Source organism: Pontibacter ramchanderi, assembly GCF_002846395.1.
Taxonomy (GTDB): Bacteria; Bacteroidota; Bacteroidia; order Cytophagales; family Hymenobacteraceae; genus Pontibacter; species Pontibacter ramchanderi.
Genome location: NZ_PJMU01000002.1, coordinates 255885 through 280092 on the forward strand (window position 1 = coordinate 255885; position 24208 = coordinate 280092).

Below are 24208 nucleotides of genomic sequence, written 5' to 3' on the forward strand. Positions count from 1 at the left end.
AATACTTTTTGCTTATAGGCTGATCTTATAAATCCAGTTGTGCAGGTCAGTTGCCTGGCCGGTTTTAATGCGGTCCAGCTCCGCCGCAATGCTGTTGGATATCTCGCGGCCTTCCAGCGCCGGAAGGTCCAGGTCTTCGCCGTTGCAATGGATGGTGGCGATCTGAGCAATGGTGGCCGCTGTACCTGTGCCAAAGGCTTCCCGCAGCTTGCCTGCCTTATGCGCTTCCACTATCTCGCTCACGGCCACTTTGCGCTCCTCCACCGGTATACCTTTGTCGCGAGCTATCTGCAACACACTGGCGCGGGTAATGCCTGAGAGAATCGTTGTGCTCACGGCCGGTGTTACCAGCTTGCCGTCGATCACAAACATCACGTTCATGGTACCGGATTCTTCTATGTACTTGTGCTCACGGGCGTCGGTCCAGATCAACTGATGGTAACCCCGCTCCTGCATTTTGCGGGCAGGGTAAAGCGCTGCGCCGTAGTTACCGGCTGCCTTGGCATAGCCCGCTCCACCTTCGGCTGAGCGCACATAATTTGGCTCAATGGCAACACGCAGTGGCTGACCATAATAGGCGCCTACCGGGCAGCTAAACACCACAAAACGGTAGTTGGAAGATGGACGAACGCCAATAAAATCGTCGGTGGCGAAGATGAATGGACGGATGTACAGGGCACAGCCCGCTGTTGGCGGCACCCAGGCCGCGTCGAGGCGCAGCAGTTGCTCCAGCCCCTGCATAAAGATCTCTTCCGGCAGCTCGGGTATGCACATGCGGTCTGCGGAGATGTTGAGTCGCTTTAAGTTATCGAGTGGCCTGAAGAGCAGGATGTCGCCCTCGGCGCTTTTGTAGGCTTTCATGCCTTCAAAAATGGCCTGCCCGTAGTGCAGGGCCGAGGTAGCCGGGCTGAGCGACATGTTGCCGTAGGGCATGATTTCGGGGATCTGCCAGGCGCCGTCTTTGTAGTCGGCTACCAACATGTGGTCGGCGAAAATCTTCCCGAACTCAATATTATTGAAGTCCAGCTCAGCAATGCGGCTCTGCGAAACCGTCTGAGTAGGTATAGTTAGGGTATCAACTGACATAAATAAAGGGGATTATAAGTTGAACAATGCAATCAGACGCGTGGCTTCCAGGCGATTTCCTCAGCCTGTAACTCATACGTCATTTTACGGCAAAGAGCGAACAGATAATCAGACAGGCGGTTGAGGTATACAATCACCAGATCGTCGACAGGCGACTCTTCCTGCAGGCGGATGGCCAGGCGCTCGGCGCGGCGGCACACGCAGCGGGCCAGGTGCCCAAACGAAACCGATTGATGACCGCCCGGAAGCACAAATGAGCGCAGTGGAGGCACTTCGGCCGTCATCTTATCGATTTCCTGCTCCAGCAGGGTTACATCCTCCGGGTGGAGGTCGGGGGTCACCATTTTGGTGTTCTTGTCGGGGTCGGTGGCCAGTGTAGAGCCAATGGTGAAGAGGCGGTCCTGTATCTCTTTCAGGATGTCGGCGCGGCTCTTGTTCACTTCCTGGTCGCGTACCAGTCCGATGTATGAGTTAAGTTCGTCTACGGTACCGTAGGCTTCAATGCGAAGGTGCGACTTGGCTACGCGGGTACCACCTATCAGGGAGGTAGTGCCTTTATCGCCGGTCTTGGTGTATATTTTCATGCGTTAGTGCTGCGCAGCGTTTATACCTGCGTGCGAAGTAACATCGTGGTTCATCTCGTCTGATTCTACTAGTCCGTCGCGGAGGCGCACAATGCGGTGGGCATACTTGGCGATGTCTTCTTCGTGTGTCACCATGATGATGGTATTGCCTTTGGCGTGCAGGTTCTCAAACAGCTCCATGATCTCGTAAGAGGTTTTGGTGTCGAGGTTACCGGTCGGTTCGTCTGCCAGGATGATGCTGGGGTCGTTGATGAGGGCACGGGCAATGGCCACACGCTGGCGCTGACCGCCTGACAGTTCGTTTGGCTTGTGCTTGCCGCGGTTGCCCAGGCCCACACTCTCCAGCGCTTTCTGTGCCTTCTCCTCGCGCGCCGATTTGTTATACCCGGCGTAGATCAGCGGCAGGGCCACATTTTCGAGCGAGGTTTGGCGCGGCAGCAGGTTAAAGGTCTGGAATACGAAACCGATCTCCTTGTTGCGCACCTCTGCCAGCTCGTTGTCGGTCATGTTGCTCACATCCTGGCCATTTAGGATGTACTGCCCTCCTGTTGGTGTATCGAGACAGCCGATAATGTTCATGAGCGTTGACTTACCGGAACCTGACGGCCCCATAAACGCCACATACTCCCCACGCTCTATCCGGATAGACACAGACTTGAGTGCATGTATCGTTTCGCTGCCCATGCGGTATACCTTCGAAATATCGTTTGTCTCGATGATGGTGCTCATAGAACCTGTTTTAGAGTTGCCATTGGTCCGCCTCTGCCTCCTTAGCTTGGCGCTGTTTATCAAATTTCTCTTTAAAAGTACTATATTCCAAAGCAGGAAGCAAGCTGCGCAGCGAAACAAGCGCCTGATCTGCGTAACTGCTCAAACCCCTGTTTACACTCTCCAGCGCGTAGGCTTTGTAGAGTCTGGCAGAGTATGGGTTGTAGGTAATTCCGTCCAGCAGAATGTCGTAGGACTGCATTCCGGTCGGGCTATACCTGGCGAAGAACGCAGCGGCATCCTCTACCACCTGTTCATCAAACAGGAGCATCTTCAGTGCCTGGCTATAGCGTTCGGCTGCTTCGCGGTCACGGCCCTTTATCTCTGCTATTTTCGCCCGGAAGTATAGCTTGTGCCGTTTGTCCTTCGGTGTCAGGTATAGGTTGTCCATGCGCTTCACCAGCACATCCTGGTTTTTCGTGTTCAGCCACAGGCGCATTTGCTGCAGGTTGAGCCTGGAACGCAACTCACCTTCCGGCTGCAGCTCAGCGGCGGCCTCTTTGATGGCTTCGTTTGCCAGTTTCCACTGGCGTTTGCCCATGTAGTAGTCTACCTTAGCTACCAGCGCCTCGCGGCGCAGGTCTTTCTCCTGCACACTCTTCACGATGCGGTCGATGTCCGCCGGCAACAAGTCCGGTAAGTAGGCGATCAGGTACTGCACCTTGTCGCGGTCGGGGGCATTGGTAATGATAGTGGATGGCGGCTGCTCCAACACCTGCTCCAGGGCCTGCGCCACGGCCACTGCCGACTCAATTTCAGTAAAGGCTACATCGCGCAGGGCCACCACAGCTTCATCGGACTGGTGATTAAGCGCCAGCGCATAGGCATGCGACAGGAAAGCCTGCGTAAAGCCTCTGTCTTTTGCCTCCTTGAAATAATGAGCGGCGGCACCGTAGTTCTCTTCTTCCATCATCCAGTGTCCGAGTGCGTTATAATAATAGCCACTGCGTTCGCCTGCGGCCAGCGCCAGGTTCTCTACCACGCTGCGCGCCTCTTTCGGTCGGCCATCGTAGTGGTGCACCAGCCCTTTCAGGTATAGCAGGTCCTCCATAAAGAGCCTGTTCTCCTGCGAGGCCAGGTAGCGGTTGATGGGTTTTAACAGCGATGTGTCGCCTTTGTTTACGCTGGCAATGGTTTTGTTGTAGAACAATGTCAGGTCTTCCACCTGCTCCAGCGAATCCGCCACAAAATCGTCTTCTTTGATATCGGAGGTTCGGCCAAGCAATTGGTTCAGCGCGGCCATGTTGCTGCGCAGCGGTTTGTATTTGGTGGAGCGTATTTCGGTGATCAGTTCTTTAGCCTCTTCGGGCATGGCCTGGCGGGTATAGTAGGCCATCCGGTTGCTGCGCACCACGTCTTTGTTCTCGGCGTGTTGCTGGGCCAGATCGAAGTAGTAGGTCACGCTGTCGCGCACGCTGGTCTGGGCATAGAGCAGGGCCAGGTTGTTGTAGATCTCACCGTTCTCCGGGAAGGCCTCGGCCCCTTGCTGCAGCACATACAGCTTCTCGAAGAAGTACTGCTTGCGGTCGTAGAGATTGGCCAGACGGATGTAGAGCTTCGGATTCGGACGGCGCTCCAAGGCTTCCTGCAGCGTCAGTATCTCTTTGTTGCGCTCGTTCTGCGCCCGGTACATGGCCGATAAACTGTAGCTGGCCTTCGTGTTGTGGTTATCAAACAGATCGCTCTCTTTGTAGAAACGCTCCGCCAGGATAGCGTTATCCGTACCCTGGTACAGATCGCCCAGGTAACTGTAGTAGCCGGCGTAGGCATTGAAGTAGACCCTGAACTGCGTGCGCATCACCAGGATGACCAGCAGAATGGCGCCCATGGTATAGATGGTATACACCGGCAGCTTTTTGGGTTGGTACACGACCTTGTGAACAGCCAGTCGCTGGCTGATCAGCTCTCCAAAGTTCACCAGCACATACACAAAAAAGAAGGCCCCAAAGGCCAGATGCGTGTACACGATCAGGTTGTGAAAGACTGCAATGGCGGAGTCGTTGGCGGTGGCGTAGGCAAAGCCAATGCTCAGGAACGTGATCGTGGCAAAAACAAGGTATACGATGGCGCCGGTGGGCCTGAAAGGAAAAAGCCTGCCATACAGTACCTCGCGCTGGCGCATGCCCCAAAAGCCCGCAATAGCCGAAAACAGCAGGATAACGAAGGCATTGATGTAGAAAAAGTCTCCTTTGAGGTAACCGACATGGCGCAGGTATAGCAACACCAGGTTCACCAGGTATAGCACGCTCACCAGCACAAACTGCCAGACACTGAAGCGGCGTTCCGGCCTGGCCGCCTGCGTATTCACCCAAAGCAGGGCATTGATGTTCTCATAGCCCACCCAGATCATAAACAGAAGCGAAGCCACCATCAGCGCCAGCGAACTGTAACTGGCCAGGTGCAGCGTGGTCATCAGCGGCGTGAAATCGGACTCCATGTAAATGAAGGAGCCCAACAAGCTTATCAGGGCTACCATAACCATGATCCGCACACTGAAGGGAACCTGCTGGTAGAAAGCCTGAAAGGCATAGGTCGCCAAAGCAAAAAACACGATTGACACCAGGAGCGTGGTTTGCCCGGTGTTGTTTCCGATCACGCCCAGCAGATCGAGGTTAAAAGAGGCGAGCAGCATCATGAGCAGCAGCATACCCGCAAAGTAAGGGATGCGCTTCATGGTGGTGATCGCCGCTGCATAGAAAGCCAGGCAAAGCGCCAGTAGTAGCATCAGTGCGACTGCGGCAAATTTATTGAGGGCAGGCACCGCCACATCATACTGCTCCGTGATCAGGTAGCCATCAACATTCAAGGTAAATGTCTCCAGCAGCCGCGAAAATTCATGCACGGGCACCTGCACCACCTGCAGCTCAGGCAGCTTGTCCCAGGCCAGGAAGTTGCTCTCGCCGGTAAAGTAGTGGTACACGCCCAGCATGAGCGCCAGCACTGCCACGATCAGCAAAAACAGAAAGGGATACCTGGTGTCGGCATCCCAACTGTTCCAAAACTTGATTTTGTTCATAGACAACCTTTCGGACTATTCGAGCACTTTCGGCACCCTGAAATAATCGGAGTCTTTTCTTGGGGCGTTTTTCAGGGCTTCGTCGTGCGATACGGTGTTCTGTGCATGGTCCTCGCGCATCACGTTCACTTCCTCTGACATGTGGATGAGGGGCTCTACACTTTCGGTATCGAGTTCGCGGAGCTGGTCTACCCAGTTCAGGATCTTGTTCAGGTCCTGCAGCATTTCCTGCTCTTTCTCTTCGTTAAACTCCAGCCTTGCCAGGTGCGCGATCTTTCTAATGGTTTGTATATCGGTTGACATCTATTGAATTGTGTTTCTTGAGTTCTTCTTGTATGATCGTAAATACTTTCTCTTTCAGGGCGGGCAAGTCCTGCAGCGTCATGCCCTTGGTTTCGATCGGCTCGTGTATAATGATCTTGAGCGGATGCCAGCGCACTTTCAGTTTACCGTCCAGGTCGGGCAGAAACTTGTGGTTGTAGGGCATGGTAACCGGCACCACGGGCAATTGCTTCTCAATGGCCAGTCGGAAAGGCCCGTCTTTAAAGGCCAGCAGCTCCTCCCCGGCTGTGGGTGGAATAGTACCCTCCGGAAAGATGACCAGATTGCGCCCCTGCTCTAGCGTACGCACCGACTGAATGTAGCTCTTGGCACTGCTGATGGCGCTTTTGCGGTCTACGGGTATGTACAGCTTTTCGTATACCTTGCCCCACAGCGGCACTTTGGTAAGCGAGCTTTTGCCTACAAAGTTAAGAAAACCCGGAATGGCATGCAGCAATAGCGGGATATCGAGGTATGAGCTGTGGTTTGGGGTAAAAATATACTGCTTGCTGCGGTCGAAGCGCATGCGCCACTCAACCTGCAGCGGTGCCAGAAACATGCGCAGGGCCGATGAGGACCAGAAACGGTTGATGTTATGCACTCGCGGGTACCAGCGCTGCCTGCGAATAAGCACTGCCTGAAACGGATACGTGACCACAAACGGCATCACAAACCAGGTAACGCACCAGGTTGTATAGATTCGATGGGACAGGTATTTAAGCGCTTTCATGCCTTCAAATGTAAGAATAATCCACCAGTTATCAATCGGAGCCCTCGGGCTGGTCTGCGGCAAAAATTCTTTACTGGTTCTGCTGCAGCAGGATGGCCGCTTTGAGTATACCTGCCACGCTGATAGCGTCGGTGATCTCGTTGTCCATGACCATACGCACGGCCTCCTCAAAGTGCACGCGCCGGATGTGGAGCTCCTCTGTCTCTTCAAAAGCGGTTTCGCCGGCCTTTAGTTCCTGCGCCAGAAAAACGAAGCCCTCCTCGTCCGTGACTGAGTTAGAGGTATGCAGGCGGGCAATGTTGGTCCATTTTTCGGCCGTAAAGCCGGTCTCCTCCTGTAGCTCCCGCTTCGCTGACTCCAGGATGTCGTTCTCAATCAGGCCACCGCCCATCGGTATCTCCCAGCTGTACTCGTTGAGCGCGTAGCGGTACTGCCCCACCAGGTAGGTATAGCCCTCATCATCGACCGGTATAATACCGATCGCTTTGTTCTTGAAACTCACCACGCCGTAAATGCCCTCACCTCCTTTGGGGTTAAGCACCTGGTCCTCGCGCACTTTTATCCAGGGGTTTTGGTATATCTCTCTGCTGGAAAGGGTAGTCCAGGGGTTATGCTTCTCGTCAATCATGTTTTCAGTTCTTGGGAATTATACAGTTAGCTGCCATATCGGTTGCCGTGCGGCAGAAGGCACAGGTATAGCAGCGGCATTGGCCAGTGTACCCTGTTGCCAGGTATGGCCCGGGCTGTGGGGCAAAGATACAAAAACGGTATTCCCTTGCGATAAATGACACAGCAACCCACAAAAAAAGCCTGCCGCAGGTATACATCCCCAAGGGTTATACCTGCGGCAGGCTTGCTGTTGCCATCCTTAATTCTGAACTCCTATCTTCGCTCTTCCTGCCTTTACCCGCTCCTCCAGCACGCGCACAGCGGTCTCGGCACGCTCTATGGCGGCTCGGCGCTCGTCCAGTTCAGCGTCGGACAATTTTTTGTCCCTGCGGTTTTTCTCCAGTTCGTCTTTGGCTTTGGCGATGCGCTCTCTGGCCTCACGCACTTTTTCGTCGCCGGCCTCTACTGTGTTAGCCAGCTCGGCTCTGCGCTGCTCACCTGTCATGCGGGCTTCAGCAGCTCTGTTCTGGCCAAACTCGCGGCCACTCATACCTTCCTTGTCCCGACCATAGGCATTGCCTTTGTCCGGGTTGGCGGTTTGGGGGGCGTTCTGCTTTGCCTGCTGCTGTGCGCGGTCGCGCTGCTCCCGTTCCTGTTTATCTTTGGCTCGGTTTTCTTTCTGGTTGTCCTTGTTGTCTCGGGCATTATGATTTCTCTCGCGGGCCTCCTGCTCTTCCCTGGCCTCTGTAGCCTGCTTGTTTGCGTTGCCTTTGCCTTGTTGGGCCACTACCGATTCAGTAACGGTTACTGACAGACCGAGCGCCATGCTCAGCCCGATGGTTCTGATAAGATGCTTCTTCATGCGTTGCTTGCTTATAGTTCGTTTAGCGATGAGTCCACTTCAGCAGCAGCCTCTTCAATTTCCACCCTGGTATTGTCCATCTCCACGCCAGCCGTGTCGGCAGGTGCCGTTTCCGGATCGATTTCAGTTACTGTGGTTTCTTCGGTATCGGGCGTGCTGTTACAGCTGGCCATTAAAAATGCGCTCAGGGCAAAGAGTAAAAGGTGTTTTTTCATAAGATCAGGGTTATAGGTTTAAGTTGATTTAATCTTCTGGGAACTGTCATTAAGCAATATACACAATGGGCGCTCTAAGCGAGTCAGGAAAGCGGTATTTTTAGTGCATCCATACCTCCTTGGTCGTGAAGTCGATCGTGAACCTGGCCTGGCTGATGAGACTGTAATTAAGCACTCCGTCGTAGAGGATGCTTTCAGCGGCTGCCCGGCTTACCAACTTCCGGTTGCCTAGCTGAATGGCAATGGGGTTAAGTGCGATGCGCTGCGAAGTTGTGTCGTTCTGCAGTCCCCACTCTGCTGCCGTGTGGTGCGACAGGAGCAATTCGCTGATGTTGCCTGTATCGAACAAAAACCAGTATGAGCGCCCTTGCCGCAACACTTCCAGAAATACCGAGAGCTCGTTTCCGTCGAGCCCGCTGGCAAAGCGGCTTTTCAGAGGAGTGAGTTTGTTGCGCTGCCTTCTGAGCGAGGTAGACGTCTCCAGTTTCAGCTGATTATTAGCCAGGTCGATGGTGAGCATTTTGCCCTGAAAAGACTTGAGGGAAAGCACACCGTCTACTTTGGGGAGCTCGCCCGGCAAAACACGCATCACATCCCATACTCCCACTGTGGTTTGAGGAAAAGAAACCTTGCCCACGGTAAGACGGACTGAATCCATTTTCTGATAGCTGAACCGCTCCCCGCTCATGCGGTACGCCACACCGCGGCCATAAGGGGTATAGCCAAGCTCTCGCGCCACTTCAGGCGAAATAAAGGTTTCGCCTCCGCCTGTGTCGAACAGGAAATTATACGTTTGCCCCTGTATGGTCACTTCCACCTGTTTTAAGTCCCGAAAATATTCTTTCAGCGGGATCGTCTCCTGAGCATGGGTCCCGAAAACAAAAGTGCAACTTAGAAACAGGCAAAGGAGGAGTGCTTTCATACTGATTAGGCTTCGTGCTGACACATCAATCATTCTTGCATCAACGTCATTTAGTGCACCTCTGTTTAGAATTGACTTCTTGGTAGGGCATCAAGCCTAATCGAATTAATTGTGAATAGGAAACTCATGGATTTTCTCCACCCTACCGTGGCGCTGGTACCAATCGTTGTGCACCAATTCCAGATCCTCGACCTGACTGGTGCCGAAGTCATGTTCTCTGTACCTGTCCAGCACCTCTACAAAGGCTTTCGTATTGATCAGTGGCTCACGAAAGCGTACCACTGTGCAGTGCGCGGTTTGCAGTGTATACCGTGTATCGATACTTTGCGCTAGCCCCGATGCCCTGAAGCTCTGGCGCAGCGCTTCTCGGGTTTGCTTCAGAAAAGGGCCTTTTGGAAAGCCCTGCACCATTATACCCGCAGGTGAAGCACTAATGCCTCGAAAGCTTAGTTCAAAGTCTCGCTGGGCTGGCATATTTTTTGGGATCAGCTCCACATATGCCGGCAGCGAAATGGTTTTTAAATCGAAATTCTGGTAGCAAGAGATGATTGATAGCACCGTAACATGGATATCGGTGCCCGGGTAATAGTACTGCTTTGGATCGATGGTTTTCAACTCCTCCAAAACCCGTGTATTTGGGTCTTCAGCGATTCGCTTGGGCGAAACAACAAGGTAAGGCCAAGGCGCCTATCCGTGGGGTCATCGATACACTTATCTAAGGTATAGGCATTTGTGAGCAGGAGTTGCCTGGCGTTCTGATACAGTTCATCATAGTGCCCTTGCAAAGCAGGTAGTTCATCTTTTTCCATGTCCGGGGATTTATTTTATCAACTCCCCCACTGTCGCAACACCCCGTTTTTTAGCCAGCGACAACAACTTGAGCAACAGCAAAGCTGTTGCAAAGGCATCGCCTGAGGCGGTGTGGCGGTCGTCGGTGGGTAGGTTATACCTGTCGCAGAGGGCGTCGAGGCTGTATTCGGCTGTTTTTAAGGTATGGCTGTCGGCGTGGCGGCGCTCCAGCCGGATGGCCAGATGGGCGGTATCGACGGAGCGGTTGCGGAGCTTGCCCCGTATACCTTGCCGCTGCAGCATTTGGTTGACCATGGCGATATCGAAGGCCACGTGCTGCCCAACCAGGATGGCGTTGCCGATAAACTCTACAAAGCCCTCTACCGCCTCCCCCTCAGGTATACCTTGCTCCAGCTGTTTGGATAGCAGGCCATGCACCTCGGCGCTTTTGGTGGCCGCAGCGCCCTCCTGCTGCACCAGGCATTCGAAGGTATCCGACACCAGCACCTGCAGCCCACGCACTTTTATCGCCCCAATGGAAAGCACTTTGTCCTGTCGCTGGTCCAGGCCCGTGGTTTCGGTGTCGAACACCACAAACTCGGCCTCGGCCAGGGGAGTATCTTTCGGGAGCTGCTCTTTCAAGGCGGCGCTATACCTTTGCCAGAACGCCGGGGCATCCTGATCAGCTGGTTTGAGCTGGTGCATCAGTTCTTTCAGCCACTCCATCAGCCGAGGTAATTAAGTTGGAAGCGCACCTGCAGGAGCTCCTGAATGTCACTGATGGGTTTGAAGGTGCTGCGCAGCGTCTGCCGCTCCAGCTTGTTAAGCTGATTGGGGTTGAGGTAGCGGCCGGAGTTTTTGTTGCGCAGTCCGTTGAGCGCCCTAAAGCGCATCATGATCTCGTAGGCCATAGCCGCCTCCCGGTAAAGCTCGGCATTCTGCGGCTCCAGCTCCGCCAGCTTCTCAAAACGCTTAAAGGTATTGTTCTCGCCCGCTATGCGGTTATCCAGGGTGAGCACCCGGGCGGCATCCACGAGCGGCGTCATAGCCCGTAGTTTGATATCGAACTGGTCTTTGTGCTCCCCACCCCGCTCCACAATAAAGTTGCGGAAAAAGCTCAGCGGCGGCGGACTCTGTAGGGCATGTTTGGCCAGGAAAGGCAGAAAAATACGCTCCTGCTGGATGTTCTCGTAGATGTAGTCGGTTAGCTGCCGGCTCAAACTGAGGTCGCCGTATACAGGGCGATAATCGTAGAAGATGGAGGTATGCATGAGCGCCTCCTCGGTGGGTTCGTGTATCCAGTTGTAGAAGTACTGTTTCCAGGTATGGAGCGGCTGGCACCATTTGGGGTTGCTGGCCATCATGTCGGCAGGGCACTTTTCGAAACCACATTGTAACAGAATATCCCGTACGATGGCACCAAGTTTCAGGAAATAGGCCTGATGCTCTTTCTCCAGCGCCGCATTTTTGTCTTCAAACACCAGGGCATTGTCCTGGTCGGTGCGCAGGAGCTGCTCTTCGCGCCCTTCGCTGCCCAGCGACAGCCAACAGTAGCGCACAGGCGGCTCGCCCAGCTCCTTCTCGGCATGCTGCAGCGCCCGCACAATAATGGCATCATTGATCTCGGTGATGATGTTGGCGATGAAGGAAATGCTTACCTCCTGCTCCAGGTACTTCAGCAAAAGCTCCTCGGCACGGTCGCGTATACCTGGCAGTGAGGCAATGTCGCGGGTCTGGCGGATTTCGGAGATAAGCACGGCGGGGTTGTTGCCCTGCGCCAGCAAGAGATCATGCTCGGTGAGTACGCCCAGCGCCCGTGAATTAACAGTGCCATCGGTGGTTACGCACAGGTGCTTCACCTTGTGCCGGATCATGTGGATCAGCGCATCAGCCATGGGCGGGTTGGGCACGGTTGTGATCACCGGTGCTGACATGATCACCTCCACTGGGTCGTCGATAGCGACATGCCCTGCCACTACCTGCCGGCGCAGGTCGGTGTCGGTGAGGATACCCAATGGCCTTTGCCCGCTGTCGACTACCATCATAAAGCTGGAGTCTTTGTCGCTCATCATCTGGGCAGCCAGTCTAATGGAAGTATCAGGCGGACAGGCGACCAGATTCTTGGCTGTGTCAATTTTCAGGGCATCTTCAAGGTGCAGCGGTATGGATGTGGGAGCGATGGTGCTCAGCCCAACCCGAGCCCGCTGGGCATCGCGCAAAGTTGGGTTTCGCACGGGCTGCCCCGCCGCAAAACCGGCCGCGAAGTAGAGCGCCACCTGCGGGTTTTCGGTGAGAATGGGCTCGAAGGCCACGATAGGTATAGCGTATACCAGCGACTCTTCGGCGGAGGTTGCAGTGGAAGAGTAGTTTTTCTTCGCGATCAGTGCCCGCACCCCGAATACGTCTCCCTCATCGCAAACGTCGAGTAGTTTCGGGTTACCACCTTCTGTTGCTTGCTCCAGCCGCACCGAGCCCTGCCTAACCACATAAAAGTGCTCATGTGCGGTATCGCCCTGCGCAAAAAGCACCTGCTCTGGCTCCAGGTATAAAACCCGCACCTGCCGCGCCAAAGCCCGCAGTTTCTCCGGGTCGATCAGGTTGAAGGGCGGATAGGTGTTCAGAAACTCGTGTACGCGTTCCTGTATGACGTTGGAGGGTTTCATAGCTTAGGGTTATACCTGTTGAAGATACGGGTTTGGGGAGAGGTTTGCAATAACCTGTAACGCAAAAGTCCTGCAACAAACGCTGCAGGACTTTACGCATTCAACTAAACTTATCAAACTAAAAAAATTATAAAGCCCCTGCTTTAATTTCATCCACTACATCCGGATCGAGCAAGGTAGAAGTATCGCCTAAATTAGACGTATCACCCTCGGCTACTTTGCGCAGAATGCGGCGCATGATCTTACCTGAGCGGGTCTTTGGCAGGCCGCTCACGATCTGTATCTTGTCCGGCTTGGCGATCTTACCGATTTTCTCCACCACCGTCTCAATGATCTCGGCACGCAGCCACTCTTCACGCTCTGGCACGTCTTTGCAGATCACGAAGGCATAGATGCCCTGCCCTTTCACGTCGTGCGGATAGCCCACCACAGCCGATTCCACGACATGGGAGTTGTGGTTGATAGCTTCTTCGATCTCGGCTGTTCCGAAGCGGTGACCTGATACGTTGATCACGTCGTCGACACGGCCGATGATGCGGTACAGACCGTCTTTGTCGCGCTTGGCACCGTCGCCCGTGAAGTAGAGGCCTTTGTAGGTGGAGAAGTAACTTAGGCGGCAACGCTCGTGATCGCCATAAGTGGTGCGGATGATGCTTGGCCATGGGAACTTCATGCAGAGATATCCTTCCACTTCGTTGTTGGTGATCTCTTTGCCTTCTGCGTCTACCAAGATCGGTTGTATACCTGGCAGCGGCAGTGCGGCGTGGCTTGGCTTCATGGGGGTAACACCAGCAATGGTCGAGATCATGATACCGCCCGTCTCGGTTTGCCACCAGGTATCTACCAGCGGGCAGCGCTCCTTGCCGACGTGGGTGTGGTACCAATGCCATGCCTCTTCGTTAATTGGCTCGCCCACCGATCCCAGCACTTTGAGTGAATCAAGGCTGTAGGACAGTACATCATCGATGTCACCGCCCATCAGCGAACGAATGGCTGTCGGCGCGGTATAGAAGATGTTCACGCCAAATTTATCGACTACCTGCCAGAAACGGCCCATGTCCGGGAAGGTCGGTACACCTTCGAACATCAGCGATGTAGCACCCGATAAGAGTGGCCCGTAGAGCAAATAGGTATGGCCGGTGATCCAGCCGATATCGGCGGTACACCAGTAGATATCGTTTTCTTGAACTTGAAACACATTTTCAAAGCTGTACTGGGCGTAAACCATGTAGCCACCACAGGTATGCACCACGCCTTTTGGCTTGCCCGTGGAGCCAGAGGTATAGAGAATGAAGAGCATGTCTTCCGCGTCCATTATTTCGGCAGGGCAGTCTTTGCTCACGCCTTGCACTTCATCGTGGTACCACACGTCGCGGCCTTCCACCATGTTCACGGCCCAGCCCAGACGCTCCACCACAATCACTTTCTGCACCGAATCGCAGCGCTCCAACGCCTCGTCTACCACACGTTTCACTGGGATCTGCTTGGCACCACGGTTCAGACCATCCGAGGTGAGCACCACGCTCGCCTGCGCGTCGTTAATACGGTCAGCCATGGCCACAGCCGAGAAACCCGCGAAAATAACCGAATGGATGGCACCAATGCGGGCGCAGGCCAGTGTGGCAAAGGCCAGCTCCGGGATCATCGGCATGTAAATGCACACGCGGTCGCCTTTCTTCACGCCGTTCTTTTTAAGCACATTCGCAAACTGGCATACCTTCTCGTGGAGTTCGCGGTAGGTATAGCGCACAAATCGTTCTTTCGGATCGTTGGGCTCCCAGATCAAAGCCAGCTTATTGCCACGGGTTTTAAGGTGACGGTCGAGGCAGTTTTCGGTGATATTGAGCTTACCGCCCTTGAACCACTTCACATTCGGCTCCTCGAAATTCCATTCCAAAGTGGTGTTCCATTTCTTTTGCCAGGTAAAGGTGCTCGCTATATCGGACCAGAATCCTTCCGGGTCTTCCACGCTGCGCTTGTAAGCTTGCTCGTATTCCTGATAAGTTTTGATTTGAATGTTGGACATGGTTTCAGATTAGTTATGGTGTTCTAAGGTTTCGTTCAGTTGTTAAGGGTGCACGATTCGGACAGGTTGCGACCTGTTCTTGCTAGAGTTTACACAAACGCATTCCCAATCTTTCGCTCTTTCAGGTCGTCATGAATCTCCGTCAGAATAGCAGGATCGTCTATGGTGGAAGGTATGGCGTAATGTACCCCATCGGCGATGTTGCGGAGGATCTTGCGGAGAATCTTACCGGAGCGGGTCTTGGGCAGACGCTTCACGATCATAGCGTTGCGGAAGTAAGCCACGGCGCCGATCTTCTCCCGAATCAGGGCGATCAGCTCTTGCTCCAGTTGTGCTTCGCTGATGGTCTGGCCGTCTTTGAGCACCACCAGCCCGATGGGGCGCTGGCCGCGCAGGTCGTCGGCTATACCTACCACGGCACACTCGGCTACTGCTGGGTGTGAGGCAACCATCTCCTCCATCTCGCCGGTTGAGAGGCGGTGGCCGGACACGTTGATCACATCGTCTATGCGACCCATGATATAAATATAGCCATCTTCATCCATATAGCCCCCATCTCCGGTCATATAATAGCCCGGGAAGCGGTCGAGATAGGACTTGTAGAAGCGTTCATTGTCTTCCCACAAGGTGGGCAGGCAACCGGGAGGCAGCGGCAGCTTCACGGCCACGTAACCCTCCTGCGCAGGTATAAGCTCCTGCCCTTCCTCGCCCAAGATTTCTACTTTATACCCACACACCGGCAAACCTGCAGAACCCGGTTTGGCTGGCTTCAAACCATAGCCCACCATATTCGCCACCATCGGCCAGCCCGATTCGGTCTGCCACCAGTGATCCACCACAGGTATGCGCAGCAAATCTTTGGCCCAGTAGTAAGTGGCAGGGTCGCAGCGCTCGCCCGCTAAAAACAGGTACTTGAGCGAGGGCAAGTCGTACTTAATCTTCTCGATCCCGTCGGGATCTTCTTTTTTGATGGCGCGGATGGCGGTTGGGGCCGTAAAGAGCACTTTTACGTCGTGCTGCATGATGACGCGCCAAAACGTTCCGGCATCGGGCGTGCGCACGGGTTTGCCTTCGAACAGCACCGTGGTGCAACCGTGAATCAGCGGGGCGTATACCAGGTAGGAGTGCCCCACGGCCCAGCCCACATCGGAGGCAGCCCAGAACACATCGCCCGGGTCCACGCCATACACGGCTTTCATGCTGAACTTGAGCGCCACGGCATGACCTCCATTATCGCGCACGATGCCTTTAGGTTTGCCCGTAGTGCCGGAGGTATAGAGGATGTACAGCGGGTCGTGCGCGTCTACTGGTACGCAGTCGGCTGGCTGGGCTTTCTGTAGCACATCCATGTAATCCAGGTCGCGGCCCGGTTGCATGTCGGCCTCCACGTAAGGGCGCTGCAGGATGATGGTATGATCTGGCTTGTGCTTGCTGTCGTTCAGGGCTTTGTCGAGCAACGGTTTATAGGGAATGTACTTATCGAACTCAATCCCGCAGGAAGCGGAAATGACCACTTTCGGGCGGGCATCGTCGATGCGCACTGTGAGTTCGTGCGGCGCAAAGCCCCCGAAAACCACTGAGTGGATGGCGCCTAATCTAGCACAAGCCAGCATGGCAACTACGGCCTCCGGTATAACGGGCATGTAAATGACCACGGTATCGCCTTTGCCTACACCCAAACCTCTCAGCGCACCAGCAAAACGGGCCACCATGTCGCGGAACTCGTGGTAGCTGTACTTGCGGATGGTGTTGGTTACCGGTGAGTCGTAGATCAGGGCAGTCTGGTCGGCACGGCCGTTCTCCACGTGGTAGTCCAGCGCCAGATAGGCCGTGTTAAGCTTGCCACCGGCAAACCAGCGGTAGAAGCCGTTCTCGTCAGTAGTCAGGACTTGCTTTGGCTCCTCGAACCAGGCAATCTGCCGTGCCTGTTCGCCCCAGAAGCCCTCGGGGTCCCGTATACTTTTTTCGTAGGCCTCGGCGTACGAGCTGTAAGTTTGAGTTACTGTTTTCATATCTCCAGTTCTTTTTTACCAGCTATCATTATTTGCTTGCTACACTAAACCACGTTCATCTCACAACTTCAAAACAAAGGCTATACAAGCCCTAAAAGTCTATTGTTCTTTGCCAAACTTTCTACAATCCGAGTCTCAACTCTGCGTCAGCTCTTTGATTTTCTCTATCAGGAATCTTGTTGAAAAGGGCTTCGGGATGTACAGGTCGGCCCCTACATCGTAGCCTTTCTTGATGTCGGCGTCTTTGGTCTTGGCGCTCATGAAGATGACCTTGGCCCCATTCATCGCCTCACTCTCCCGAATGTGGCGGCACACCTCGTAACCGTCCACGTCGGGCATCATGATATCGAGCAACACCACGTTGGGCTGCTCTTTGTCCACACTCTCCATGGCCTCGGTGCCGTTGCGGGCAATGTATACCTGATAGCCGTTCTTGCGCATCAAAAACTCCAGCGGCATCAGTATGCTGGGTTCATCATCTACGACCAACACCTTCAATTTCTCTTTCCCTTTCATAGTCTTATACGTTTGCGGGCACATTTACTCTCACGGGCAGCACGAACGAAAACCTGGCACCTTTGCCCAATTCGCTCTCCACCCAAATGCGCCCCTGGTGCGATTCAATTATCTTTTTGCTGATAGGCAGCCCCAGCCCGCTGCCCTCTGGTTTGCGGATGTTTTGGTTCTGCGCCTGGTAAAACTTATCGAAGATCTGCTTGTGGAACTCTGGGTCTATACCTTTGCCGTTGTCCACCACATTTACTTTAATATCGCCGTCGATGTAGTAACCCGACACGATAATACGGCCGTGCTCAGGGTTACAGAACTTGATGGCGTTAGACACGAGGTTGACCAGCACCTGCATCAGGCGGTCTCTGTCGCCTTGAATAGTAGGCAGGTTGTGCTGCACGTCCACCACCAGGTCGATGTTCTTTTCCTGTACCAGTTGCTCAAGCGTCTGCACCGATTCGCGCACCACTTCCTCTATCTGCACTGGCCCGAGGTTAAGCTTTTGCTTTCCCGACTCAAAGCGCTCCAGATCCAGCACGTGTGTAATCAATCGCGTCAGTCGTTCCGATTCCTTTACAATAGTCTGCAGGAAATGCTCCTGGTCCTCACGCTCCATCTCGGGGTTGTCGTACAGGATCTCAGAGAGCGCCCGAATCGAAGTCAGCGGCGTGCGTAACTCGTGCGTCACCGTCGAAAGGAACTCGTCTTTGAGCTCATCGAGTTGCTTGAGGCGTTCGTTGGCGCTGCGAAGTTGCTCCGTAGCGCGGCGAAGCTCCATGGACTTCCGGCGCAGTTCGTTGTTGATCGAGATCAGTTGCTGGGACTCTTTCAGAATGTTGAGCACCTCATCAATGCTGATTTCCTCTTCTTTCACCACCGACGACACCATGATGCGGGCCGACGAAGAGCCAATCACACCAGCCAGTAATTTCTCGGCATAGGTTACCAGTTTCGGGTCCGCCTTACCTGATTCGTCTTCAGGCTCGGGATATTTGCGCTTGTAGGCTTTCATGGCCACCTCCGCTTTTTTCTCCCCCAGGAAGTTGACGAGCAAGGACTTGATGTCCGGTATATAAGCCGTGCCTTTCCAGACGATGGAGCTTTCAAACACCGTGGAGTATTTGAAGATATCCACGAACACCTCCGCCTGGTTGCGCTCCTGTGAGGTTTGTTTGCTTAAAAGCGACACCCCAATGTAAAGCCCCACATTCAGGAACATGCTCCAGAACATGGCGTGGGAGATATAGTCCATGCCTTGCAGACCGAACAATTCAAAGGGTTTGAGCAAGGCCATACCCAACGGACCGTTCTCCAGAATCGAATTCGGCAGCATGCCCACCCCCACCATCGACGGCACCACCAAGGTATAGAACCAGACGATGGAGCCGACCACGATACCTGCCAGCGCCCCGTTTTTGGTGCCCTCTTTCCAGAAAATGCCTCCGATAATGGCCGGTGCAAACTGCGCCACGGCTGCAAACGACACCAGCCCGACTTCCACCAGCGAGTAGTATTCAGCCACACCCTTGTAATACAGGTAAGCCAGTAAGAGGATCACCAGAATGCCCAGTCGGCGGCTGAAGAGCAGGATTTTGGTCAGTTGGTTCTGGTAGTTGTTTTTGACCGCAGGTATAGCCACCAGTAGTGGCATCACAATGTTGTTGCTCACCATCACGCTTAGGGCAATAGTCGCCACAATGACCATACTCGTTGCCGCCGAGTAACCGCCCAGGTATACCAGCAAAGCCAGTATCGATTTTCCCTCGCTCAAAGGTATAGCGAGCACAAACATGTCGGCGTCCACGTTGGCGCCATTAAATATCAGGTCGCCGCCAAAAGCAATGGGCAGCACGAAGATGTTGATGGCGAACAGGTAGAGCGGGAACAACCACATGGCCTTGTTCAGGTGCTGTTCGTTCACGTTCTCCACCACGGCCACCTGGAACTGGCGTGGTAGAAACAGAATGGCCAGCATGGAGAGCACCACCATCCAGAACCACTGCGAAAAACCGCTCTCGTTGTCAAAGGTCATCAGCCGCTCAAAGTCGGGCAGCTGCGTGGCCTTTTGCATGATGTCGCCGAAGCCGTTGAACACGCCATAGGTCACGAAAACACCCGCCACAATGAAGATGACCAGCTTGAAAAGCGACTCAAAGGCAATAGCCGTCACCATGCCCTCGTGGCGCTCGGTGGCCTCCACGTGCCGCGTGCCATATACGATGGTAAACAGACCAAGACCCAGCGCGATGAAGAAAGACGTGTCCCCGAAAAGCGGACTGCGGCCCACTTCGTTCACACCGGTGAGAATATCCAGACTACTGGCAATGGCCTTGAGCTGGATGGAGATATACGGTATAATGCCGAGCACGCAGACAATAGTGACAATGCTGCCCAGCGTGATGTTCTTGCCGTAACGCGACGAGATAAAATCGGCAATAGTAGTAATGCGCTGCACCTTGCAGATGCGAATGATCTTGCGCAGTACCACCCACCAGAGCGGCGCCATCAGCGTCGGACCGATGTAAATCGCCAGATAGCCTAAACCAGTTGTGGCAGCTCTTCCCACCGAACCGTAATAGGTCCAGGCAGTGCAGTACACGGCCATGGAAAGGGCATAGATGTAGGGATTGCCCACGAAACTCCTGCCCGCAGCCGAACGCCTCTCTGCCCACGAAGCCAGCCCGAAGAGCAAAGCCAGGTAGCAAAACGACACACCGATGACAAGCCAGTAGTTCATGGGTTATTTCTTCTGTTTCCGTGGGTCCTGTCGGTTAATGAAAAACGCAATCGCCACAATACACACGAGCCACACCACCGTCAGGTACAGGTATAGCACCGGCACGCCGCTCACCGTTGCCCCCGAGTTGAAGATCGAGAGCACCGGAAAATTCAACAGCACCATGAACAGGGCACTGATGAAAAAGAGTCGTCTGCCTTTCGCTATGTCACGCATGTTTTAAGTTAGAAAGTTTGGAAGTTAAAAGGTTAGAAAGTTGGGGTAATGCCGAATGGCTGACTGGCGAAAAGCACCAGATCAACCTCCAACAATTTAACCATCCGTCCCCTCAAGCAATCAACAATTAACAGTCAACAATTCCCACTAATGCGCCACGGCCTCGTCAGCACCTCTCGGGATACGGATATCCTCGATCAACTCCTGAATGTGGGCTGGTGGGGCTGGGGTGAAACGGGACACGATGAATGATACAACGAAGTTAAGTACCATACCTACCGTACCGATGCCTTCCGGAGAGATCTCCATAAACCAGTTTTCTGGCAGGTTGGCAGCCGGATTGATGAACTTAAAGTAGGAGATGTAGCTGATCGTAAACACCAGACCTGTGATCATCCCCCAGATAGCACCCTGCTTGTTCATGCGCTTCGAGAAGATACCCATGATGATAATAGGGAAGAATGAAGCAGCTGCCAGACCGAAGGCGAAAGCCACTACCTCGGCCACAAATCCTGGAGGGTTTATGCCGAAATAACCAGCCACCACTACTGCAAAGGTCGCTGCAATGCGGGCCGAAATCAGCTCCTGCTTCTCGGATATACCTGGCATCACCGATTTCTTGAGCAAGTCGTGGGCAATGGAGGTAGAGATAACCAGCAAGAGACCAGCCGCTGTAGAAAGGGCCGCCGCCAGACCACCTGCCGCTACCAGGGCAATCACCCAGTTAGGCAGCTGTGCAATTTCCGGGTTCGCCAGCACCATAATGTCTTTGTCGATCTTGAGTTCGTTCACTGCTGGGTCTTTCACATACTGAATGCGACCGTCGCCATTCTTGTCATCCACGCCGATCAGACCAGTTTTCTCCCAGTTGTTCACCCATTGCGGCATGGCTGCTATTTCCTGGTTACTGGTGGTCTGTAGCATGTTGTACATACCGAAAGCACCCACCGCAGGAGCAGCTGTATACAGGATGGCAATGAACACCAAGGCATAACCTGCTGACTTACGGGCGTCTTTTACTTTTGGCACCGTGAAGAAGCGTACAATCACGTGCGGCAAACCGGCTGTACCTACCATCAGAGCCGCCGTGATAAAGAACACGTCAATTGTTGCTTTGCTGCCATCGGTATAGGCCGTGAAACCAAGCTCCGGAAGCAAGCCATCAAGCTTATCTAACAGGTAGGTACCATCGGCCAATGTGCCACCTAAACCAAGCTGTGGAATCGGGTTGCCAGTCAGCATCAGCGATATAAAGATGGCTGGCACCATGTAAGCGAAGATCAGCACGCAGTACTGGGCCACCTGGGTATAAGTGATGCCTTTCATACCGCCGAGCACAGCATAGAACAGCACGATGATCATACCGATGATCACACCTGTTTCAATCTGTACTTCCAGGAAGCGGGAGAACACGATACCCACACCACGCATCTGGCCGGCCACGTAGGTGAACGACACGAAGATGGCGCAGACTACGGCCACCAATCGGGCAGTTTTGGAGTAGTAGCGGTCGCCCACGAAATCAGGCACGGTGAACTTACCAAACTTGCGCAGGTATGGGGCGAGCAACAGGGCCAAAAGCACATAGCCGCCGGTCCAGCCCATCAGGTATACCGAGCCGTCGTAGCCCATAAACGAGATCAGGCCCGCCATGGAAATGAACGAGGCAGCCGACATCCAGTCAGCGGCCGTTGCCATGCCATTGGCCAGCGGCGACACGCCACCGCCCGCCACGTAGAATTCTTTCGTAGAGCCTGCCCGCGACCAGATCGCGATGCCGATGTAGAGGGCGAACGTGAGGCCCACGATGATGTATGTCCAGGTTAAGATATCCATTGTCTTAAGTGTTTTGTGGTGAGTGATTAATCTTCGTGCACGTCAAATTCGCGGTCGAGCTTGTTCATCAGCCACACATAGATGAAGATGATGATCACAAACACATAAATGGAGCCTTGCTGCGCAAACCAGAAGCCCAGTTTGAAGCCACCCAGCCGGAACTGGTTCAGTTCGTCGACCAGCAAAATGCCGAAGACATAGGACACGGCGAACCAAAGGCCCAATAGCGTCAGGAGGATGCGCACGTTGCGCTGCCAGTACTCCTGCATTCTGTTCTTGTTATTTTCCATGGGTATAGCGATTAGTTTTTTAAGGTTCTGTTATAAGTAAATCATGGCCTGCAGCGTGATTTCCGGGCGGTACTTCAGGTTATCCGGATTCGTGAAATCAGGTCGGTTACGGTAATTGAGCGTGAGTTTGGAGTGATGGCCCTCCAGCAAGAGGTTGGCTCCCAGGTCGAGCACTTTCACAGGCACTTTGCTACCGTTGCTGTTCTGCGCACCATCCAAACTTCCGTAGCTGTAGGCCGCGTATGGCTGGAACCGGGCCTTCTCGGTCAACAGGTCTTTTGGCAGTAGGTAGCCTACCTGCCCGTACAAAATATCGCCCGTACCAATGGTTGGGAAGGCATTGCCGCGGAGTGCGCCACCACCCTGCGCTGGATTCATGATCCCGATGTTGCGCACATTATCTTTACCGAAATCGTAATTGTAGTAGGCTCCGTAGGCAGTCAGGGCTGCGTTGGTTTCAGTGTCTAGGGGAAGGTCCAGGAAGGCATCTACTCCGAACAGATTGATGTTTTCTTTCACGGTCTGCGTGCCGGCCACAGTGTTCTCTTCACGCCACATGCCGTCTTTGTTGTGCAGGAAACCCGCCCCGATGTTGAACACTCTTTTAGTGCCAAGGTAGGTGCCTACCATGAATGGCAATAGGTTCGACTCCTGGTCCAGGAACTGCCAGTTGAAATAGCCTTGGTATACCTTGTTGTTGTTTAGCGGATTGTAATTGGCTGCCGGACCGATGGCCTGTGCGGTGTTGGTCAGAAAGGGATCGTTCACGGCCATGCGGTAGTCGAGTTTGCCGAGCTTGCCTTTGGCGTACACGCCGAGCATACGGGCGAACTGGTCGGCGGCGTCGATGGTGGCCCAGTTAAAGATCGGCGCATCGATGGTCATGAAGTTGAGCGTACTGGCGTTCGACATGCGTGAAATGCCGTTCCAGTAGTGCAGTCCCGCCCCTATCGAGAGCGCCTTGTCAAACACCTTATACTCCGTCCAGGCATCGTGAATGAAGATCTGTGGTTTCTTGCCGTCCAATCCTGGGTTTACGCCACCGCTCACAGCGTTCTGGTTGTTGATACCAAAGTGCAGGAGCACCAAAAAGCGCGGTGAGATCTGGGAGTAAGTTAGGAAACGGGAACGGCGAAGGCCGAAGTCCAGGGTGTTGTCCACGGGCTCGCCGTTGCGAATGGTACCGGAGTTATGCTCGTTGTAGCGCACCCATACCTGGTGCCAGGTAATGAAGCGGATGTACTTGGTGCCATCTTCGTTGATGGGCAGTTTGATGCCTGCGCCATACTCCGTAGAGCCTTGAGCGGACGCACTCCCTCCTGTGCAGCAAAGCAATAGCCCTGCCGCTACATATAGTAACAGTTTTTTCATGATGAAATACTAAATGTTAAGGTGAAGAGAGGTCAGCTGTTTCCCCGAATTCTTTAATCTATTTTAAGGAAGATTTTCGAGAAAGGGTAAAGGGGTGTATATTTTTGGTAAGTTGGTATACATCAATCCTTAAATCGCTTCCATTTGATCATCATGTACTTGTCGCCGAGTTCGGTGATCATCATGCCGGCCCCTTTCAGGTTGGCTCCATTTTTCATGTGCTCTACCAGTTCGGCGTGGTTCAGGATTTTGTAGGTTGGATGGTACTCGGTCTGTTCAGGCGCTTTGATCTTGTATTTGCGTACCCAGTTCATGATGGAGACGTGGCTTACGCCCAAAATGCGCTCGATCTCACGATAGCTGATGCCCTCGATGTAGAGTTGCAGCGCTTTGGTCACGTAATAACTGTCAATACCCTTCCCGAGCTTGTTTACCGTGAAGTAGTAACCGCACGTTTTACAACGGTAGCGCTGTCTGTCGTTAATAATGCCACTTTTCACGACTTCCATGGCACTGCATTTCGGGCAGATGGGGTTCTTCATATCTTACACAGGTATAGGGAGATTCGATCAGGTATAGTAATTTAGCATAACTATAACAAATTAGCAACAAACCTGAAAAAACTATTTACACTAAGTCTCAGCG

At 53.7% G+C, this 24208-nt stretch carries 22 protein-coding genes; all 22 read right to left on the reverse strand.

The window, feature by feature from the left end; translation table 11 throughout:
• Positions 1–12: 12 nt before the first annotated feature.
• The gene (locus BD749_RS07905) at positions 13–1086 is read right to left on the reverse strand and encodes a branched-chain amino acid aminotransferase (RefSeq protein WP_101443866.1); all 1074 of its coding nucleotides are present in this window, start codon (positions 1084–1086) and stop codon (positions 13–15) included.
• Positions 1087–1118: 32 nt separating this feature from the next.
• Positions 1119–1670 (reverse strand): cob(I)yrinic acid a,c-diamide adenosyltransferase, encoded by a 552-nt coding sequence (locus tag BD749_RS07910; RefSeq protein ID WP_101443867.1) that lies wholly within the window; start codon positions 1668–1670, stop codon positions 1119–1121.
• A 3-nt stretch (positions 1671–1673) separates the two neighbouring features.
• A complete protein-coding gene (locus BD749_RS07915) occupies positions 1674–2399 on the reverse strand; it encodes an ABC transporter ATP-binding protein (RefSeq protein ID WP_101443868.1) in 726 nt (241 codons plus the stop codon).
• Between the two features lie 10 nt (positions 2400–2409).
• Positions 2410–5454 carry a tetratricopeptide repeat protein gene (locus BD749_RS07920; protein ID WP_101443869.1) on the reverse strand — a complete coding sequence of 1015 codons (3045 nt, stop codon included), beginning with the start codon at positions 5452–5454 and terminating at the stop codon, positions 2410–2412.
• A gap of 15 nt (positions 5455–5469) precedes the next feature.
• Entirely contained in the window at positions 5470–5757 is a 288-nt protein-coding gene (gene gatC, locus BD749_RS07925) for an Asp-tRNA(Asn)/Glu-tRNA(Gln) amidotransferase subunit GatC (protein WP_101443870.1), read from the reverse strand.
• Positions 5732–6505, reverse strand: coding sequence for a lysophospholipid acyltransferase family protein (locus BD749_RS07930; protein ID WP_245868915.1), 774 nt, complete (start codon positions 6503–6505; stop codon positions 5732–5734). The genes gatC and BD749_RS07930 overlap by 26 nt, the downstream gene beginning before the upstream one ends.
• 70 nt (positions 6506–6575) lie before the next feature.
• Positions 6576–7133 carry an NUDIX domain-containing protein gene (locus BD749_RS07935; RefSeq protein ID WP_101443872.1) on the reverse strand — a complete coding sequence of 186 codons (558 nt, stop codon included), beginning with the start codon at positions 7131–7133 and terminating at the stop codon, positions 6576–6578.
• Between the two features lie 240 nt (positions 7134–7373).
• On the reverse strand, positions 7374–7976 hold the full coding sequence (locus BD749_RS07940; RefSeq protein WP_101443873.1) for a hypothetical protein: 603 nt from the start codon (positions 7974–7976) through the stop codon (positions 7374–7376).
• Positions 7977–7987: 11 nt separating this feature from the next.
• Positions 7988–8191, reverse strand: coding sequence for a hypothetical protein (locus tag BD749_RS07945; RefSeq protein ID WP_101443874.1), 204 nt, complete (start codon positions 8189–8191; stop codon positions 7988–7990).
• A 100-nt stretch (positions 8192–8291) separates the two neighbouring features.
• Complete coding sequence (locus tag BD749_RS07950) at positions 8292–9113, reverse strand: retropepsin-like aspartic protease (protein WP_180336351.1); 822 nt, start codon at positions 9111–9113, stop codon at positions 8292–8294.
• 105 nt (positions 9114–9218) lie between these two features.
• Positions 9219–9737, reverse strand: coding sequence for a 2'-5' RNA ligase family protein (locus BD749_RS07955; protein ID WP_101443876.1), 519 nt, complete (start codon positions 9735–9737; stop codon positions 9219–9221).
• Positions 9738–9932: 195 nt separating this feature from the next.
• Positions 9933–10628: a 3'-5' exonuclease gene (locus tag BD749_RS07965; RefSeq protein ID WP_101443878.1), complete on the reverse strand. Its 696-nt coding sequence runs from the start codon at positions 10626–10628 to the stop codon at positions 9933–9935.
• Positions 10628–12565 (reverse strand): DUF294 nucleotidyltransferase-like domain-containing protein, encoded by a 1938-nt coding sequence (locus BD749_RS07970; protein ID WP_101443879.1) that lies wholly within the window; start codon positions 12563–12565, stop codon positions 10628–10630. Before BD749_RS07970 ends, BD749_RS07965 begins: the two co-directional genes overlap by 1 nt.
• 127 nt (positions 12566–12692) lie before the next feature.
• A complete protein-coding gene (acs, locus tag BD749_RS07975; protein ID WP_101443880.1) occupies positions 12693–14591 on the reverse strand; it encodes an acetate--CoA ligase in 1899 nt (632 codons plus the stop codon).
• Positions 14592–14680: 89 nt separating this feature from the next.
• The gene (locus BD749_RS07980) at positions 14681–16603 is read right to left on the reverse strand and encodes a propionyl-CoA synthetase (protein WP_101443881.1); all 1923 of its coding nucleotides are present in this window, start codon (positions 16601–16603) and stop codon (positions 14681–14683) included.
• 135 nt (positions 16604–16738) lie between these two features.
• Complete coding sequence (locus BD749_RS07985) at positions 16739–17119, reverse strand: response regulator transcription factor (RefSeq protein WP_101443882.1); 381 nt, start codon at positions 17117–17119, stop codon at positions 16739–16741.
• 4 nt (positions 17120–17123) lie between these two features.
• Entirely contained in the window at positions 17124–19850 is a 2727-nt protein-coding gene (locus BD749_RS07990) for a sensor histidine kinase (RefSeq protein ID WP_101443883.1), read from the reverse strand.
• A gap of 3 nt (positions 19851–19853) precedes the next feature.
• Complete coding sequence (locus BD749_RS07995; protein ID WP_101443884.1) at positions 19854–20066, reverse strand: hypothetical protein; 213 nt, start codon at positions 20064–20066, stop codon at positions 19854–19856.
• 147 nt (positions 20067–20213) lie between these two features.
• Complete coding sequence (locus tag BD749_RS08000; RefSeq protein ID WP_101443885.1) at positions 20214–21902, reverse strand: sodium:solute symporter family protein; 1689 nt, start codon at positions 21900–21902, stop codon at positions 20214–20216.
• 26 nt (positions 21903–21928) lie between these two features.
• Positions 21929–22192 (reverse strand): DUF4212 domain-containing protein, encoded by a 264-nt coding sequence (locus BD749_RS08005; RefSeq protein ID WP_101443886.1) that lies wholly within the window; start codon positions 22190–22192, stop codon positions 21929–21931.
• A 30-nt stretch (positions 22193–22222) separates the two neighbouring features.
• Positions 22223–23563, reverse strand: a complete 1341-nt coding sequence (locus BD749_RS08010) for a hypothetical protein (protein WP_101443887.1) — start codon at positions 23561–23563, stop codon at positions 22223–22225.
• 122 nt (positions 23564–23685) lie between these two features.
• Complete coding sequence (locus BD749_RS08015) at positions 23686–24105, reverse strand: IS1/IS1595 family N-terminal zinc-binding domain-containing protein (protein ID WP_101443888.1); 420 nt, start codon at positions 24103–24105, stop codon at positions 23686–23688.
• Positions 24106–24208: the final 103 nt, after the last annotated feature.